Annotated in this window: 15 protein-coding genes; 9 read left to right on the top strand and 6 right to left on the bottom strand. The window is 64.5% G+C overall.

Annotated elements, in window-relative coordinates; genetic code table 11:
- Positions 1–74 precede the first annotated feature (74 nt).
- Positions 75–737: a guanylate kinase gene (gene gmk / locus J2X38_RS02665; protein WP_310251014.1), complete on the top strand. Its 663-nt coding sequence runs from the start codon at positions 75–77 to the stop codon at positions 735–737.
- A 113-nt stretch (positions 738–850) separates the two neighbouring features.
- On the opposite strand, the gene J2X38_RS02660 is transcribed toward gmk, so the two are convergent.
- The 4 genes from J2X38_RS02660 to J2X38_RS02645 all read right to left on the bottom strand — a co-directional run bounded on the left by J2X38_RS02660 (position 851) and on the right by J2X38_RS02645 (position 4693).
- On the bottom strand, positions 851–1288 hold the full coding sequence (locus J2X38_RS02660; RefSeq protein WP_310251011.1) for an acyl-CoA thioesterase: 438 nt from the start codon (positions 1286–1288) through the stop codon (positions 851–853).
- Between the two features lies 1 nt (position 1289).
- Positions 1290–2072 (bottom strand): SDR family NAD(P)-dependent oxidoreductase, encoded by a 783-nt coding sequence (locus J2X38_RS02655; RefSeq protein ID WP_037516562.1) that lies wholly within the window; start codon positions 2070–2072, stop codon positions 1290–1292.
- Positions 2073–2179: 107 nt separating this feature from the next.
- A complete protein-coding gene (locus J2X38_RS02650) occupies positions 2180–3349 on the bottom strand; it encodes an acetyl-CoA C-acetyltransferase (RefSeq protein ID WP_310251007.1) in 1170 nt (389 codons plus the stop codon).
- 189 nt (positions 3350–3538) lie between these two features.
- Positions 3539–4693, bottom strand: coding sequence for an acyl-CoA dehydrogenase family protein (locus J2X38_RS02645; protein ID WP_058538873.1), 1155 nt, complete (start codon positions 4691–4693; stop codon positions 3539–3541).
- Positions 4694–4932: 239 nt separating this feature from the next.
- Here J2X38_RS02645 and J2X38_RS02640 point away from each other — a divergent pair, with 239 nt between their 5' ends.
- Both J2X38_RS02640 and J2X38_RS02635 read left to right on the top strand, forming a co-directional pair.
- Positions 4933–5802, top strand: a complete 870-nt coding sequence (locus J2X38_RS02640; RefSeq protein ID WP_310251004.1) for an SMP-30/gluconolactonase/LRE family protein — start codon at positions 4933–4935, stop codon at positions 5800–5802.
- Between the two features lie 86 nt (positions 5803–5888).
- Positions 5889–8078 (top strand): M3 family metallopeptidase, encoded by a 2190-nt coding sequence (locus tag J2X38_RS02635; RefSeq protein WP_310251003.1) that lies wholly within the window; start codon positions 5889–5891, stop codon positions 8076–8078.
- Between the two features lie 51 nt (positions 8079–8129).
- On the opposite strand, the gene J2X38_RS02630 is transcribed toward J2X38_RS02635, so the two are convergent.
- Positions 8130–8900 carry a class I SAM-dependent methyltransferase gene (locus J2X38_RS02630; RefSeq protein WP_310251002.1) on the bottom strand — a complete coding sequence of 257 codons (771 nt, stop codon included), beginning with the start codon at positions 8898–8900 and terminating at the stop codon, positions 8130–8132.
- Positions 8901–9163: 263 nt separating this feature from the next.
- Here J2X38_RS02630 and J2X38_RS02625 point away from each other — a divergent pair, with 263 nt between their 5' ends.
- From J2X38_RS02625 to J2X38_RS02605, 5 genes are all read left to right on the top strand, one after another.
- Positions 9164–10066 (top strand): SPFH domain-containing protein, encoded by a 903-nt coding sequence (locus tag J2X38_RS02625; RefSeq protein WP_310251000.1) that lies wholly within the window; start codon positions 9164–9166, stop codon positions 10064–10066.
- Between the two features lie 108 nt (positions 10067–10174).
- Positions 10175–10378, top strand: a complete 204-nt coding sequence (locus tag J2X38_RS02620; protein ID WP_058538868.1) for a hypothetical protein — start codon at positions 10175–10177, stop codon at positions 10376–10378.
- A gap of 2 nt (positions 10379–10380) precedes the next feature.
- Complete coding sequence (locus J2X38_RS02615; RefSeq protein WP_137889060.1) at positions 10381–10623, top strand: hypothetical protein; 243 nt, start codon at positions 10381–10383, stop codon at positions 10621–10623.
- A gap of 87 nt (positions 10624–10710) precedes the next feature.
- Positions 10711–11385 carry a ribulose-phosphate 3-epimerase gene (rpe, locus tag J2X38_RS02610; RefSeq protein WP_037516851.1) on the top strand — a complete coding sequence of 225 codons (675 nt, stop codon included), beginning with the start codon at positions 10711–10713 and terminating at the stop codon, positions 11383–11385.
- A gap of 2 nt (positions 11386–11387) precedes the next feature.
- A complete protein-coding gene (locus J2X38_RS02605) occupies positions 11388–13154 on the top strand; it encodes a heparinase II/III family protein (protein WP_310250989.1) in 1767 nt (588 codons plus the stop codon).
- Between the two features lie 42 nt (positions 13155–13196).
- On the opposite strand, the gene J2X38_RS02600 is transcribed toward J2X38_RS02605, so the two are convergent.
- Entirely contained in the window at positions 13197–15545 is a 2349-nt protein-coding gene (locus J2X38_RS02600; protein ID WP_310250985.1) for a TonB-dependent receptor domain-containing protein, read from the bottom strand.
- A gap of 184 nt (positions 15546–15729) precedes the next feature.
- Between J2X38_RS02600 and J2X38_RS02595 the strand changes: the two genes are divergently transcribed.
- Positions 15730–16752, top strand: a complete 1023-nt coding sequence (locus tag J2X38_RS02595; protein ID WP_310250982.1) for a phytase — start codon at positions 15730–15732, stop codon at positions 16750–16752.
- Positions 16753–16893: the final 141 nt, after the last annotated feature.

Here is a 16893-nt window from a genome sequence, read left to right as displayed (position 1 = left end):
CTCCCCCCTGTTCCACGGACGTGGAACCCGCATACGACGCTTGACCCGCGCGGCTGCTTTGGCGAATAGCGCCCATGGCTGAAAGCGTCCACCTGAACCGCCGCGGCGTGTTGTTCGTCCTCTCCTCGCCCTCGGGCGCGGGCAAGACCACCATCTCGAGAATGATGCTCGAGGCCGACAAGGATATCGCGCTCTCGATCTCCGCGACGACGCGCCCGCCGCGCCCCGGCGAAATCGACGGCGTCCATTATCATTTCGTCGACACCGATACCTTCAAGAAGATGGCGGCCGACGGCGAGTTCCTCGAATGGGCGCATGTCTTCGGCCACCGTTACGGGACGCCGCGCGCGCGCGTCGACGAACTGCTCGATGCGGGCAAGGACGTGCTGTTTGACATCGACTGGCAGGGCGCGCAGCAGCTTTATCAGGAGGCCGGCCCCGACGTCGTCCGCGTCTTCGTCCTGCCGCCGACGATGGAGGAACTCGAACGCCGTCTGCGCAGCCGCAACACCGACAGCGACGAGGTGATCGCCGCGCGCATGGAACGCGCCGCGAACGAGATCAGCCACTGGGACGGCTATGATTATGTGCTGATCAACGACAACGTCGAAGGCTGCTTCGACGAGGTCTGCGCCATCCTGCGCGCCGAACGGCTGAAGCGCCGCCGCCAGATCGGGTTGATCGGTTTCGCGCGCGACCTGATCCGCTCGGTCCCCGACGCCGACAAGAATCTGTAATCTACACACCCCATAAAGGCGTGCTTCCCCGCGAAGGCGGGGATCCATCTCCCGCCCGTGCGAAATAGCGCCGTTCGGTGATGGGCACCCGCCTTCGCGGGTGCACACAGATTTTAAACCGGACTCACCAGATTCGCCTCCAGCTCCATGACCATTGCGGCGCGGAGCGGTTTCGCCTGCCCGTCGGTGCGGCACACGACGACGGTGTCGCACGTCGCGATCGCGCGGCCGTTCTGGAACATCGCCTGCACGATCGTCCAACTCGAGGTGCCGAGCCGGCCGATGCCCGTCGCGATCTGCACGGGATCGGGGAAATTGCCCTCGGCGAGATAGTTGATCTCGACCGCCGCGACCATCGTCCGCTCGTTCGCTGGACGCTCGTCCCATGGACGAATTTGCCGGTTGAGCAGCACGCGGCCGCTCTCGAACAAGGCGGCAAAGGCCACATTGTTGAGGTGGCCGTTGATGTCCATGTCCTGAAAACGCGTCTGCAATTCGATGCAGACGGGGTAGCTGGCGACGTCGAGCCGCCAGCTTTCCGGTTTGGGCATATCAGCGCGGCGCCATGCGGATGCCGCCGTCGAGGCGGACGTCCTCGCCGTTGAAATAGCCATTCTCGATCATGCACATCGCAAGATTGGCGTATTCGGCGGGAACGCCAAGGCGCTTCGGGTTGAGCACCGACGCACCCAAAGCGTCGCGCACCGGCTGCGGCGCGCCCGCGAGCAGCGGGGTGTCGAAGATGCCGGGCAGGATCGTGTTGACGCGGATATTCTCGTTGCCGAGGTCGCGCGCGATGGGGAGCGTCATGCCGACAACGCCGCCCTTCGACGCCGAATAAGCCGCCTGGCCGATCTGGCCGTCTTCGGCCGCTACGCTAGCGGTGTTGACGATCGCGCCCCGCTCGCCGTCTTCCATCGGATCGAGCGTCAGCATGCCCGCCGCCGACTTGGCGATGCAGCGGAAGGTGCCGACGAGGTTGATCTGGATGATCCAGTTGAACGCATCGAGCGGGAAATGCTTGATGCTGCCGTCTTCCTTGCTGCGGCTCGCGGTCTTGATCGCGTTACCGGTGCCCGCGCAATTGACAAGGATGCGTTCCTGACCATGCGCTTCGCGCGCCTTGGCGAAGGCGGCGTCGACCGACGCGTCGTCGGTGACGTTGCATTCGCAGAAAATGCCGCCGAGTTCGGCCGCGATCGCGAGGCCCTTTTCTTCCTGCAGGTCGAAGATCGCGACCTTGACGCCCTTCGCGGCAAGCGCGCGCGCGGTGGCGGCGCCGAGGCCCGAGGCGCCGCCGGTGACGACGGCGGATACGGTTGAGTCGAGTTTCATGGGTTGTCCTCTCTGATTTTCGTCATCCCAGCGAAAGCTGGGATCGCTGGCGACGGTGCGCCGGGTGGATAGCGGCCCCAGCTTTCGCTGGGGCGACGCTGGATTGCTTAAAGCCGCTCGATGATCGTGACGTTGGCCTGGCCACCGCCTTCGCACATCGTTTGCAGGCCATATTTGCCGCCGGTCGCGTCGAGCACGCCGAGCAGCGTCGCCATCAGCTTGGTGCCCGAGGCGCCGAGCGGGTGGCCGAGCGCGATCGCGCCGCCATGCTGGTTGATCCGCGCGGGATCGGCGCCGAGATATTTGAGCCAGGCGAGCGGCACCGGGGCGAACGCCTCGTTGACCTCGTAGGCGTCGATATCGCCGATCTTCATGCCCGCCTTCTTCAGCGCGCGTTCGGTCGCAAACAACGGCTCTTCGAGCATGATCACCGGATCGCCCGCGGTCACCGAAATATGATGGATGCGCGCGCGCGGGGTCAGATTGTGATCCTTGAGCGCCTGCTCGGACACGACAAGCGCCGCCGAGGCGCCATCGCAGATCTGGCTCGCCGATGCCGCGGTGATCGCGCCGCCCTCCTGGAGCAGCTTGACCCCGGCGATACCCTCGAGCGTCGCGTCGAAGCGGATGCCTTCGTCGACCAGATGCACCTGACGGCCCTCGGGCGTGTCGATCTCGACGCCGACGATCTCGCGCTTGAAATGCCCTGCCTCGGTGGCGGCGGCGCCGCGGCGATGGCTTTCGAGCGCATAGGCGTCGAGGTCGTCCTTGGTGAAGCCATGCTTCTTGACGATCATTTCGGCGCCCATGAACTGGCTGAACATGATGCCGGGATATTTTTCCTCGAGCCGCTCGGACTTATAATGGCCGAGCCCTTCCTTGATGAACAAAGTCGCGACGGTGCCCATCGGTACGCGCGTCATGCTTTCGATGCCGCTCGCGAGCACGATGTCCTGCGTTCCCGACATCACCGCCTGCGCGGCGAACTGGATCGCCTGCTGCGACGAGCCGCACTGGCGGTCGATGGTGACCGCGGGGATCGAGTCGGGGAGGTTCGAGGCGAGCACGGCGTTGCGGCCGAGATCCATCGTCTGCTGGCCGCCCTGGCTGACGCAGCCGGTGATGACGTCGTCGATCGCCTTGGGGTCGAAATCATTGCGGTCGGCGATCGCGTCGAACACCGCGGCGCCGAGGTCGACGGGATGGACGCCCGCGAGCCGGCCGCCGCGCTTGCCGCCCGCGGTGCGGACGGCGTCGACGATATAAGCAGTAGCCATGGGAGAATTCCTTTCACCTTCTTCCCTCTCCCCTTGCGGGAGAGGGATGTGGAGCCCCGGACTTGATCCGGGGCGGAGCTGGGAGAGGGATCGCGTTACGGCGCCGAGGTAAGGCCCCCTCTCAAGACTTGCTAGGCGGCACGCCGCCAAGCCAAGTCTTTCTCTCCCGCAAGGGGAGAGAAAATTTCTTCAGAGCTTGCGCCCGATCAGTTCCTTCATAATCTCGTTCGTGCCGCCGAAGATGCGGGTGACGCGCGCGGCGCGCCACGCACGGGCGATCGGATATTCGTTCATATAGCCCGCGCCGCCGTGGAGCTGGAGGCATTTGTCCATGACTTCCCATTGAAGGTCGGTGTGCCACAGCTTCGCCGCGGCGCCTTCCTCGGGGGTCAGTTCCTTCTTCATGTGACGGTTGAGCGCCCAGTCGAGGTGCGCCCAGCCGACCTGCAGCTTGGCCTTGAGATCGGCGAGCACGAAGCGCGTGTTCTGGAAGTCGAGGATCGGCTTGCCGAACGCCTTGCGGTCGCGGGTGAATTCGACCGTATCGTCGAACGCGCGCTGCGCCGATGCCTGCGCGCTCACCGCGATCGAGAGACGCTCCTGCGGAAGCTCGCTCATCAGATAAATGAAGCCTTGCCCCTCTTCGCCGAGGCAGTTGGTGATCGGCACGCGCACGTCGTTGAAGAACATTTCCGACGTGTCGGCCTCGTCCTGCCCGATCTTGTCGAGGTTGCGCCCGCGCTCATAACCTTCGCGGTCGGCTTCGACGAGGACGATCGAAACGCCCTTCCACGCCGGCTGGACCTCGGTGTCGGTCTTGACGCACACCAGGATGAGGTCGGCGTTCTGGCCGTTGGTGATGTACGTCTTCGACCCGTTGATGACATAATGATTGCCATCCTTTTTCGCGGTCGTGCGCATCCCCTGAAGGTCGCTGCCGGTGCCCGGTTCGGTCATCGCGATCGCGGTGATCACCTCGCCCGACACCATCTTGGGCAGCCAGTGCTTCTTCTGCTCCTCGCTGCCATATTTGACGATATAGCTGGTGACGATGTCCGACTGGAGCGAGAAGCCCGTCGTGGCGCGGCCATAATAGGCGCTTTCTTCGTCGACGACCGCATTATAGCCGAAGTCGAGGCCGAGCCCGCCATATGCCTCGGGCACCGTCGGGCACAGCATGCCGAGTTCGCCCGCCTTGGGCCAAATATCCTTGGGCACGATGCCATCCTCGGCCCATTTCGCCGCATTGGGCGCGACTTCCTTTTCGAGGAACTGGCGTACCGTGGCGCGAAACGCCTCATGATCTTCGGAGTAGGCGGAGCGCGACAGATTATCGAGCGACATATGGTTCCTTTCCCTGAGAACAGCCGAACGCAAGCGGGGAGTCGGCCGCATCTTTCCCGCTCAAAAGACCTTACGTTTACGTCCACGTCAAGTAGAAAGACGCTACGGCTTGAGACTCTTTCGTCGCCCTGCCTTTCCTCCGGGATGACGAAGGAAAATTACGCGGCGGCTGCATCCAGCACAGCGAATAGGTTTGCAGCCGCTGGGCAGCATCGGCGGGCCGCGCTAAGACCCGCTCCATGGTCCAACTGCTTCTCGATGCCGGCGCGCTGCTTGGCGAATCGCCCTTCTGGCATGCCACCGAAGCTCGCCTCTATTGGGTCGATATCGACGGCCGCAAAATCCATCGCACCGATCCAGCAAGCGGCGCCGACGAGGTGATGGAGCTTACCGAGCAGGTCGGGTGCATCGCGCCGCGCGCGCGCGGCGGGCTGGTCGCGGCGCTCGAAAATGGCTGCGCGCTGATCGACGCGTGGGGTGCCGCACCGCGTCCGTTCGGGCCAGCGGTGCTCGCCGACAAACCCGAACAGCGCTTCAACGACGGCCGTGTCGACGCCGCGGGGCGGCTGTGGGTCGGCAGCCTGACGAGCGACAAGGCGAACCCCGCGGCCACGCTTTACCGGCTCGATCCCGATGGCTCGCTGACCGAAATCTTCGGACGGCTGACGACGAGCAACGGCGCAGCCTTCAGCCCCGACGGCCGCACCTTCTACCACGCCGACACGCCGACGCATGCGATCCGCGCCTATGATGTCGACCCGGCCGCGGGCACGCTCGGCAAAGGCCGCATCTTCCACCAGTTCGAGCTGGGCAAGGGCCGTCCCGACGGCGCGGCGGTCGATGCCGAGGGCTGCTACTGGTCGGCGCTGTGGGACGGCTGGCGCGTCGTGCGCTTCTCACCCGCAGGCGAGTTGATCCAGACGGTCGAGCTGCCGGTCCAGCGCCCGACGATGATCGCCTTTGGCGGACCCGACCTCAAGACCGCGTTCGTCACCAGCGCGGGCAAGAATCTGACCGACGAGGAGCGCGCGAAGCAACCGCATGCGGGCGGCGTGTTCAGCTTCGGCGTCGACGTGCCCGGCCTGATCCAGCAGGATTTTGGCGCCTAGGCGGCTTGCACCCCCCTGTCATATAAGGTTAAGACGGCCCCCGACATGGTTTCGTTCGAAACCTTATCCTCCGGGGAGATTTATCGATGTCGCGCACCGCGCACCCTTTTGCCCGTCATTTGTCGATCATGCTTGCATCCACCGCGATGATCGTGGGTTATAGCCAGATGACCACCGCAACCGCCCAACCGATCGTCCCGCCTCCCGCCACCGCGCTGGCCGACAAAAACCCGATGCTCGCGCCGTGGACCGGCCCCTACGAAGGGCTGCCGCCATGGGACAAGATGGACCCCGAGTTGTTCCCCGATGCCTTCGTGAAGGGCATGGCCGAGACCAAGGCGGAGGTGCAGGCGGTAATCGATAATCCGCAGGTCCCGACGTTCGAGAACACGCATGTCCCGATGATGCTCGCGGGCGATACGATGGACCGCCTCTTCGCGCTGTGGGGCGTGCAGACGTCGAACAAGTCGAACGACCGCGTCGAGGACATCGACGCCGAGTGGAGCCCCAAGCTCACCACCTTCTACACCGAGCTGTTCCTCGATCCCAAACTCTTCGCGCGCTACAAGGCGGTGTACGACAAGCGGAACAACAGCGGCCTCAACGCGCAGCAAATCCGCATCGTCGAGCGCAGCTACGACGAGATGGTCCGCGACGGCGCGAACCTGTCGCCCGCCGACAAGACGAAGCTCGTCGCGATGAACTCGAAGCTCGAAGGGCTGTTCTCGGCCTTCTCGTCGAAGCTGCTCGGCGATGAAAAGCTCTACACCTTCGTCACCGACAAGGCCGAGCTCGCGGGTCTCGAGCCCGGCTTCGTCGCCTCGCTCGCCGCGGCGGCCGAAGCCAATGGCAAGCCCGGCCAGTGGGCGATCAAGAACACCCGCTCGTCGGCGCAGCCGGTGATGCAGGGCGCGACCAACCGCGCGCTTCGCGAGAAGGTCTACAAGGCGTTTATCAGCCGCGGCGACAATGGCGACGCGAACGACACCAATGCGACGATCGTCGAGATATTGAAGCTGCGCCAGCAGCGCGCCGAACTGCTCGGTTTCCCGACGCATGCGCATTACCGCATGGCCGACACGATGGCGAAGACCCCCGAAGCCGCGATGGGGCTGATGATGAAGGTCTGGCCCGCCGCGGTCGCGCGCGTGAAGGAAGAGGTCGCCGACATGCAGGCGATCGCCGACGCCGAAGCCAAGGCCGGCAAGGGTCCGAAGCTCACCATCGAGCCGTGGGACTATCGCTTCTATTCGGAGAAGGTCCGCAAGGCGAAATACGACCTCGATGAAAGCGAGGTGAAGCCGTACCTCCAGCTCGACAAACTGCGCGATGCGATGTTCTGGTCGGCCGGCCAGCTCTACGACCTCGGCTTCCGCGAGAACACCGGCACGATCCCCGTCTTCGATCCCAAGGTCCGCACCTTCGAGGTCTATAACCTCAAGACGAACGAGAATGTCGGGGTCTTCTATCTCGACAATTTCGCGCGCGACGGGAAGCGCTCGGGCGCGTGGATGACGACCTATCGCAGCCAGCAGACGCTCGGCGGCGAGCGCAACGTCCTTGCGTCGAACAACAATAATTTCACCGAAGCCGCGAAGGGCGAGCCGACGCTGATCAGCCTCGACGATGCGACGACGCTGTTCCACGAATTCGGCCACGGCATCCATTATCTGCTGCAGCACATCTATTATCCCGCGCTCGCCGGGGTGCCGCGCGACTTCGTCGAATATCCGAGCCAGGTGAACGAGAATTGGCTGATGACCCCCGAAGTGCTGTCGAAATATGCGACGCACTACAAGACGGGTGAGCCGATGCCGCAGGCGCTGGTCGACAAGATCCTCGCCTCCGACAAGTTCAACCAGGGCTTTTCGACGGTCGAGTATCTGTCGAGCGCGATCGTCGACATGAAGCTGCACGACCGCAAGACGCCGCCGACCGACGCCGACAAGTTCGAACGCGAGACGCTCGCCGAAATCGGCATGCCGAAGGAACTCGTCATGCGGCACCGGCTGCCGCAGTTCGGTCATCTGTTCAGCTCGGACGCCTATTCGGCGGGCTATTACAGCTATTTGTGGTCCGAAACGATGGATGCGGACACCTGGGCCGCCTTCACCGAAGCCGGCGGCCCGTGGGACCGCAGCGTTGCCGACAAGTTCCGCACCATCCTGCTGATGACCGGCAACGAAACCGACCGCGCCGAGGCGTATCGCGCGTTCCGCGGCCGCGATCCCGACGTGAAAGCGCTGCTGAAAAAGCGCGGTTTCCCAACCGAATAAGCGAACGATACCGGGGAGGCAAAGGGGGCGATTTCGCCCCCTTTGTTTATCCTAATTCACCTTATTCTTCATGCTTAGCGCTGCGAACAAATGTCCGGTCGGCAGCGTTCCTGTACGAAGTTTCCACTCGGGAGCGGTCCGCATAAGGAAATAGCGCCAGCTCTCCGGACTCCAGAAGTTGATGTGGCCCGCGTAGGAATCAAACTCCGCATGATATTCCTTGGCGGGGAATTGATCCTTCCGCCCATCGGGAACTGTCAATATGAGCGTCCCGGCAGCGGACACAATATCGAGCAGGCGCCGGACAACGGCTTCGGGATCGACCGTGTGCTCAAGCACTTCCATCAGGAACACCACATCGTAGCGCGATGACCGGGGAAGGTCCGAAAGCGCGCTGAAGAAGAGTTCGGCGTCCGGACAGGCGCGTTTGGCCATCGCGAGCTTCACATCGCTGATGTCGCATCCGAAGAGCGAGGCTTCCGGGTATCTGGCGTGCATGAGGCGCAGCAGGCTCCCTGCGTGGCACCCGATGTCCAGAACGCGCTTGCCCGCGATTTCGACATCTTCGGCATCGCATTGATCAAGCAGCAGGCGGGCCATCGCAAGGCGGCTGGCATCGAAATAGTCCTCAAGAAATGCTGGCGTCGGCCATTCTCCGGTCAGCGCATTGTGCTGCACCACGGGAAGTATCTCATCGAGCAAGCTGGCAGAGTGGCGCGCGTCGGCTGCGGTCGGCCGATACCGCATGCCGGATTCTGATCTTACAATCCTGTAGCCGCTCCGCGCGAACATGGATTGAACCAGTTTTTTGCCCTGGAGCATCTGTCCTCCTTCGCGCACGAGCGCGTCAGTTTTGAAGTCCGAACTTGAGTATGCTTCGATGCTGCCGCAGCCGGCCGCCATGGGCAACCACACCGATTGCCACACATCCCGGTCTGAACACGATCGAACCCAACTCCGGCCGTTGAGCCAGCTTGCCGCAGCGAAACCGACATGAGCGTCTGTTCGCTCGAATCCCGATTGACCTCCACCCGATTCGATATAAATATGATATCATCTTTACATCGAATGATTCGGAGGGCAAAATGGTCGAAACAGGGACTCCCGCGCTGAACCGCAGCCGCGAGACACGCGCCGCTACGCAGAGCGGCTATCTGATGTTATTCATCTGGCTGCTGCTGCTGGGCGTCGCCGCCTGGGCGGGGATCACCAACGCCAACGCCGAATATATGGTCGCGTGGAAATGGATCATCGTTGTCGCCTCGGCGGTCGTGGGCCTGCTGATCCTGTGCGGCTTCTACCTCATCAACCCGAACGAGGCCGCGGCGATCCAGCTGTTCGGCGCGTACAAGGGCACCGACCGCGAGGAAGGGCTGCGCTGGGTGCTCCCCTGGCTGACGCGCAAGAAGATCGCGGTGCGCGCGAACAACGTGATTTCGGACAAGATCAAGGTCAACGACCTCCGCGGCAATCCGATCGAGATGGCGGCGCAGGTCGTGTGGCGCGTCACCGACACCGCGCAGGCTTTGTTCGACGTCGACGATTACAAGGAATTCGTGATGGCGCAGATCGAGGCCGCGGTGCGCTCGATCGGCTCGCGCTACCCCTATGACGACATCGAGCATCAGGAAGTCACGCTGCGCGGCAACCACGACGAGGTCGGGGTCGAGCTGCGCAAGGCGCTGATCGAGCGGCTGAGCGTCGCGGGGATCACCGTCGACGAATGCGGCCTCACGCACCTCGCCTATGCGCAGGAAATCGCCGGCGCGATGCTCCGCCGTCAGCAGGCCGAGGCGGTGATCGCGGCGCGCAAGAAGCTGGTCGAAGGCGCGGTGACGATGGTCGAGATGGCGCTGACCCAATTGTCCGAAAAGGGCGTCGTCGACCTCGACGACGAACGCAAGGCGGTGATGGTGTCGAACCTGATGGTTGTGCTGTGCGGCGAACGCGACACGCAGCCGGTCGTGAATGCCGGTTCGCTTTACTGACGTAAAAATCCCGTTCGTGTCGAGCGAAGTCGAGACACCCATCGTGGGTACACGACCTCCCGGCATCTCGACTTCGCTCGATGCGAACGGGGATAGAGGTTTGTTCCAATGCCGACGCAGTCCAAAAAAGCCTTTGCCCTCCGCCTCGATCCCGCGCTCTATGCGGCGATCGAGCGGCTGGCGGCGGACGAACTGCGCAGCGCCAATGCCGAAATCGAGATACTGCTGCGCGAGGCGCTGGCGCGGCGCGGCATGACGGTAAAACCGCCGGTTCCCGCCAGACGCGGACGGCCGCCGAAAGAGGAAAGCTGATCATGCTCCACCTGTTCATGCGCAAGAGCCCCTGGTTTCGCGCCAAGCGCCACGGCTATGGCACCGGGCTGCCGTTCGTGTGGGAAGGCTGGTTCTTCCTCGCGCTTCATATCGCGATGATCGCCGGCCTCGCCTGGCTCTTCCGCGACAGGCCCGTTCTGATGACCATCCTCGTCGTCCTCGCGGGGCTCGCCCCGATGCCGATCTATCGCGCCAAGACCGAGGGCGGCTGGCGCTGGCGATAGCGTCGCGCGACATTATTTGGGGATAGCTGCCAATAGCCGCCCCGCCCCGCTTGCCCCCGACTCGCTAGATGGTTAAGGCCGGTTTCTATGACCGCCGCCACCACGCCCGTCCGCATTGCCCCGTCGATCCTCAGCGCCGATTTCGCGCGGCTGGGCGAGGAAGTGCGCGCGATCGAGACCGCGGGTGCCGACTGGGTCCATATCGACGTGATGGACGGCCATTATGTGCCGAACCTGACGATCGGCCCGGCGGTGGTGAAGGCGCTGCGCCCGCACTCGACTTTGCCCTTCGACGTCCACCTCATGATCTCGCCGGTCGACCATTTCCTCGACGCCTTCGCCGCGGCGGGCGCCGACATCATCACCGTCCATCCCGAGGCCGGGCCGCACATCCACCGCACCGTCCAGCACATCAAGTCGCTCGGCAAGCAGGCGGGCGTGTCGCTCAATCCCGCGACCCCGGCGAAGATGCTCGATTATCTGATCGACGACATCGACCTGGTGCTGATCATGAGCGTCAATCCGGGCTTCGGCGGCCAGAGCTTCATTTCGAGCCAGCTGAGGAAGATCGAGGCGGTCCGCAAGATGATCGACAAATCGGGCCGCGACATCCGGCTGGAGGTTGATGGCGGAATCGATGCGGGCACCGCCCCGCTCGCGATCGCCGCGGGCGCCGACGTGCTCGTTGCGGGCACCGCGACCTTCAAGGGCGGCCCCGACGCCTATGCCGACAATATCCGGCGGCTGCGCGGCGGCGCCTGACCATGGCAAGACCGGTGACCGCTCCAGAAGATGAACCGGAGGGCGCCGCCGCCGACGCCATCGACGACACGATCGAACCCGGCAAGCGCCTGATCCGCCTTCCTGCCGACAAGGGCCTTTCGCTCGGCGACCGCGTCGCCAATGCGATCACGCGCCTGACCTGGCGCACACCGCTCCACGCGTTCCGCCTGAAGGGGCGCTTTCCGCTCAAGCTGCTCGGCGTGCCGGTCGATCCGGTGCCGGGCGACACGCGCGCGGGCACCGCGATCCGTGCCGGCCATTTCCTCCACCGCGGGCTCAAGCTGCCGCTCGGCGAACTCGACTTCGCCGCGCTGAACGTCGCGCCGACCTTTGCCGATTATCTCCACAGCTTCGCCTGGCTGCGCGACCTCGCCGCCACCGGCTCGCGCGCCGACGGCGCGCCGATCGCCGAGGCGGTCGTCCGCCACTGGCTCGGCACCCACGGCGAGACCGTGAGCGAGCCCGCGTGGAAAGCCGACAACAGCGCCTGGCGCATCCTGTTCTGGGCCGCGCACGCGCCGCTGATCCTCTCGTCGAGCGACCTCGTCTATCGCTCGGCGGTGCTCAACCATCTCGCGCGCGCGGCGCGCCACCTCGACCGCGTTGCCGACAAGACGCGGCCCGGCACCGGCCAGATGGTCGCGTGGGTCGGGATCGTCGCCGCGTCGCTGCTGATGCCCGGCGGCGAGCCGCGGCAAATATTCGGCGAGGCCGGGCTGCGCAAGGTGCTCGAGACGAGCTTCTACGCCGACGGCGGCAATATCTCGCGCTCGCCGCAGGCGCAGCTCGACGCGGTCATGGCATTGTCGATGCTCGCGAAAATATACGACATGCGCCGCATGGAGGTGCCGCCCTTCATCCAGGAAGTGCTCGCGCGCGCGGTCCCGGCGCTGCTCGGCCTCACCCACAGCGACGGCGGCATGGGCAGCTGGCAGGGCAGCGGCGCGACATCGGCCGCCACCATCCAGGCGATCGTCGACGCCAGCGGCGTGCGCACGCGGCCGCTGAAGCAGGCGCGCGACTGGGGCTATCAGCGGCTCGTCGCGAACAAGGTCGTGCTGCTCGCCGACGCGGCGCCTCCCCCCATTGCCCGCGTGACCGAAGCGGGCTGCGCCTCGACCCTCGCCTTCGAACTCAGCGACGGCGCCGAGCGGATCGTCGTCAATTGCGGCGGCGCGGCGCTGACCGGCGCGACGATCCCCGCCGACCTCGCGCGCGGGCTGCGTACCACCGCGGCGCATTCGACGCTGACGCTGGGCGACAGCAATTCGACCGCGATCCTGGCCAACGGCTCGCTCGGCAAAGGCGTGACCGAAGTCGAACTCGACCGCCGCGAGACGCCGCAGGGCAGCCGCGTCGAGATGAGCCACGACGGCTATGCGCGGCGCCACGGGCTGATCCACCGCCGCCTCTTGATCCTGTCGCCCAACGGACGCGAATTGCGCGGCGAGGACATGCTCCTCCCCGCCCCGCGCACGCGGCGCAAGGGCGACAAGGGGTTCACGCTGCGCTTCCACCTCGGCGCGCATATTTCGGCGAGCCTGACCGCCGACAAATTGGGGGCGCTGCTGCGCATCAATGGCGGTCCGCTATGGCAATTCCGCACGTCCGAAGGCGGGCTCGATATCGAACAAAGCCTGTGGGTCGACGGTGAAGGCCGGCCGCACCCGACCGAGCAGCTCGTCGTCACCGGCACCGCGCCCGCGGGCGGGGCGAGCATTGGGTGGATCTTCAAGCATATCGGCTGACGGCGGCGGGCAAGGGACTGCCCGCCGCCGCAACCCAGCGCGTTAAAAGGCGTAACGCGCCATCAGCTGGAAGACGGGACCCGCCTTTTCGCTTTCGACTTCATATTCGTCGAAATCGCGGGTGATCTGGTCACCGGTCTCCGCAAATTTGTTGAACGTCTCGCGCTTCGCACCGTTGAGCAGGTTCGACCCCACCGCGCGGATCGTGAAGCTCTTGCCGAAACGCTTTTCGACAAAGACTTCGAGGTCGGCGCCATAGGAGGTGAAGACTTCCTCGCCGACGGTGCGGCTGAACGCGCCGCCCTGCTTGCGATAGGTCGCGCCGAACGCCGCGCCGACCGACGGAATGTCCTGAATCACGCCGAAGTTGTATACAAACTTGCTCTGCCCGTTGAAGCGGCGCTCGCCGAATTCGTCGTCGATCTTGCTGTCGAGCCACGACACGTTGCCGAAGACGCCGGTGTCGGGCAGCCCGATAAAACCAAGGTCGCTCGACAGGTCGAACTCGACGCCCCAGACCTTGCCGTCGCCGATATTCTGCGGCTGGTAAAGGAAAGTGGTCGAGCTGCCCGGAATTGCGCCGATGTTGGCTAGCTCGATCAGGTCGTTGACCTTGCGGTAGAAGAGGTTGACCCCCACGATACCCGAGCGGCCAACACGCTGTTCATAGCCGAGATCAAAGCCCCAGGAGGTTTCGGGGTCGAGCAGCGGATTGCCGACGAGGCTGTTGTCGCCGAGCTCCTCCGTCAAAGTCACCGGCGAGAGATAGTTGAACTCGGGGCGGCGGCTGGTACGCGCCGTCGAGGCGGTGATGCGGCCGCGCGCGCCGACGTCGACCTTGATCGACGCCGAAGGGAGCAGCTTCTCATAATTGTTCGTCGTGCGCTGCAGCGCGGCAGGCACGGTAAAATCGTCGATCGTGAGATCGGTCGTTTCATAACGGACACCGGCTTCCCACTTTACCCCGGGCATGTCGCCCTCGACCAGCACGAAGCCGTCGAGGCGCTTTTCCTGGATTGTATTGATTCCGCCGAGCGCGGGCACGAAGGCGCCGAAGGTGCGGACGAACTCGGTCGGGTTGCGCGTGAACTGATCATAGCCCTGGCGGTTTGCGGCGGTCAGATTGAACCGGTCACGCGGCGCCTCCGTGATCGAGGAATCACGATCCTTGTCCTGCCACAGGCCGCCGAACACCAGCTTGGCGGTTTCGCCGAGGTCGACCTCATGCTCGAGCCGCACCGAAAATTCCTTGTCGGTGATGGCGGTGCGCGTCTGATCGCCGGTGAAGCGCGGCAGCGCGCGATCGAACTCGACCTCATATTCGGTTTCGAACCGGTCTTCGTCGAAATAGGCATAGCCGATCTTCAGGCTGGTCTCGCCCGCCGACCAGCGGTGCGCGAGCTTGCCGTTGACGCTGTAATTATCCTGATTGATCTTGGCGACATTGGCGTTGTCGACGGTCAGATTGCCCGGCGGTGTCGCACGGATCGGGCCGTTGATATTCGTCGGATGATTATATTCGAAGCTGCGCTCATCCTCGGTACGATCGGTGTGGACATAGAAGCCGTTGACCGAGAAATCGGTCGTGTCGCCTTTGATGTCATAGGTCGCGTTGAACGAATAATCCTTGCCGTCGCGGGTGTCGCGCTGGTCCTCGCGATTTTCGAAATCGTCGGTCGCGAAGTCGGGGTTATGCTCCGGCGAGTCGCTGTAGCGCAGCGAATATTTCTTCTTCGGGTTGTGGCGGCCCTGGAAATTGCCCCCGATCAGGAAGCGGCCCGACCCGAGCGCGCCGCCGAACACGCCGCCGACGCTCGGTTCGAGTTCCTTGTCGTCATAATAGAGGCCGCCCGCGCGCAAATAGCCGCCGTCGAGTTCATAACCGTCGCGCAGCTTGATGTTGAGCGTGCCCGCGACCGCGTCGCCGGTGCGGCGCGCCGAAGACGAACGAACGATTTCGACGCGGTCGATCAGCTCGGCGGGGATACGATCGAGGAAGAAGCTGCGGTCGGCATTCGACCCCGGCACCTTTTCGCCGTTGATCAGGATTTGCGTATAACCCGGCGGCAGGCCGCGGAGGCGCGCGCCATCGCTTTCGATGACGTCCGACAGGAAAGTCACCGACGGCACGCGCTTCAGCGCGTCGCCCGCGGTCAGCGGTTCGAAGCGCTGAAAGAATTCGCTGTCGTACGACAGCACGGGTTCGGCCTCGTCGCTGCGCCCCCGATAGCCGACGCTGCCGAGGACGACGATGTCCTGCGACGTGGTGATCGCGCCATCGCCGCGGTCTTCGGCCGGGATCGGGGCATCCTGCGCGGCCGCCGGAGCGGAGAGGAGAGCCGTGGCAAGCGCGAGCGCGGCGGCGGAATGCAGGCTGAAAGTTCGAATCATGGTAACAGCCCCCCCTTTGTGGTTGCCGGGCCTCTAGGGGGGGCGTGTGACAGTTTGCGGCGAGCCGTGTGACGTGTCGATGACAGTTAAGTGACGGAAATATTGTCATATTGACGCCACCCAACTTTGCTGGGACGGGGCGCGCGAGACGCACTTTTGCGCAATCGGGAACGGGGGAATCATCATGGCCACCATCGGCAAAGGAAAGCTGCTGACTTCGCTGGCTTTTGCATCGGCGCTCGGCGGTTGCGCCGCGAGCGCGCCCGTCATCACTGGCCTGCCCCCGGTACAGGTGACCGCGAGCGGCGAAACCGCGCCCGTCGGCACGGGCAAGGCCGACGCCGCCGACGACCCGGCGATCTGGGTCGACCCCGTCAATCCGAACCGCGCGCTGATCGTCGCGACCGACAAGAAGGCGGGGCTGCATGTCTATGACCTGACCGGCAAGGATATCGCCTTCACCCAGGCGGGCCTCGTCAACAATGTCGATGTCGCGGGCAACATCATCGTCGCGAGCGATCGCAACGATGGGGTGAACGCGCATCTCGCGGTGTTCCGCCTCGACGCCGACAAGCCGGCGATCGTCGCGCTCGGCCGCGCCGCGGCGGGCACCGGCGAAGCCTATGGCCTGTGCCTCAAGAAGACCGCGCCCGGCGCACCGATCACCGCGGCGCTGATCGTCAAGGACGGCACGGTGCGCGTCGGCACGCTAACGGTCGACGGCACGCCGAGCTTTGCAACCGAATGGGAATATAAGATCCCGACCCAGTCCGAAGGCTGCGTCTTCGACGGCGATACGCTCTATGTCGGTGAGGAAGACGCCGGCGTGTGGGAGTTGAAGCCCAATGGCAAGACGGCCACCGCCCGCATGGTCGCGCCGGTCGACAACCAGCGCCTCGTCGCCGACGTCGAGGGCCTCGCGACGATCGATCACAAGGGCCAGCGCTACCTGCTCGTGTCGAGCCAGGGCGATAATGCCTATGCGGTCTTCCGCCTGCCCGGGATAGAATATGTCGGCCGCTTTGCCGTGGCTGCGGGCGCGTTCGGAGCGACGAGCGAGACCGACGGGATCGAGGCGGTCGCGGGGAATTTCGGTCCGGCCTACCCCGACGGTATCTTCCTCGCGCAAGACGGCGACAACGCCCCGAAGGCGCAGAATTTCAAACTGGTGCGCTGGGACCAGATTGCGACCGCGCTGGGGCTGTAAGATAATCGTCGCCCCCGCGAAGGCGGGGGCCGCCATCGGCCTTGCACAAGGCTGCCAGCGGCCCCCGCCTTCGCGGGGGCGACGTGTACTTGCTCTTAAGGGACGACGCGCCTAGGGGGGCCGCGTCATCCCATCGCCAGC

The organism is Sphingopyxis sp. BE235 (genome assembly GCF_031457175.1).
Lineage (GTDB): Bacteria > Pseudomonadota > Alphaproteobacteria > Sphingomonadales > Sphingomonadaceae > Sphingopyxis.
This window is presented reverse-complemented; position numbering and strand designations above follow the sequence as displayed.

Coding starts and splice junctions, on each gene's coding strand:
- J2X38_RS02615 (WP_137889060.1), top strand. CDS start 10,381: ATGCTCCACCTGTTCATGCGCAAGAGCCCCTGGTTTCGCGCCAAGCGC.
- J2X38_RS02605 (WP_310250989.1), top strand. CDS start 11,388: ATGGCAAGACCGGTGACCGCTCCAGAAGATGAACCGGAGGGCGCCGCC.
- J2X38_RS02645 (WP_058538873.1), bottom strand. CDS start 4,693: ATGTCGCTCGATAATCTGTCGCGCTCCGCCTACTCCGAAGATCATGAG.
- gmk (WP_310251014.1), top strand. CDS start 75: ATGGCTGAAAGCGTCCACCTGAACCGCCGCGGCGTGTTGTTCGTCCTC.
- rpe (WP_037516851.1), top strand. CDS start 10,711: ATGACCGCCGCCACCACGCCCGTCCGCATTGCCCCGTCGATCCTCAGC.
- J2X38_RS02635 (WP_310251003.1), top strand. CDS start 5,889: ATGTCGCGCACCGCGCACCCTTTTGCCCGTCATTTGTCGATCATGCTT.
- J2X38_RS02625 (WP_310251000.1), top strand. CDS start 9,164: ATGGTCGAAACAGGGACTCCCGCGCTGAACCGCAGCCGCGAGACACGC.
- J2X38_RS02630 (WP_310251002.1), bottom strand. CDS start 8,900: ATGCTCCAGGGCAAAAAACTGGTTCAATCCATGTTCGCGCGGAGCGGC.
- J2X38_RS02620 (WP_058538868.1), top strand. CDS start 10,175: ATGCCGACGCAGTCCAAAAAAGCCTTTGCCCTCCGCCTCGATCCCGCG.
- J2X38_RS02595 (WP_310250982.1), top strand. CDS start 15,730: ATGGCCACCATCGGCAAAGGAAAGCTGCTGACTTCGCTGGCTTTTGCA.
- J2X38_RS02640 (WP_310251004.1), top strand. CDS start 4,933: ATGGTCCAACTGCTTCTCGATGCCGGCGCGCTGCTTGGCGAATCGCCC.
- J2X38_RS02650 (WP_310251007.1), bottom strand. CDS start 3,349: ATGGCTACTGCTTATATCGTCGACGCCGTCCGCACCGCGGGCGGCAAG.
- J2X38_RS02660 (WP_310251011.1), bottom strand. CDS start 1,288: ATGCCCAAACCGGAAAGCTGGCGGCTCGACGTCGCCAGCTACCCCGTC.
- J2X38_RS02600 (WP_310250985.1), bottom strand. CDS start 15,545: ATGATTCGAACTTTCAGCCTGCATTCCGCCGCCGCGCTCGCGCTTGCC.
- J2X38_RS02655 (WP_037516562.1), bottom strand. CDS start 2,072: ATGAAACTCGACTCAACCGTATCCGCCGTCGTCACCGGCGGCGCCTCG.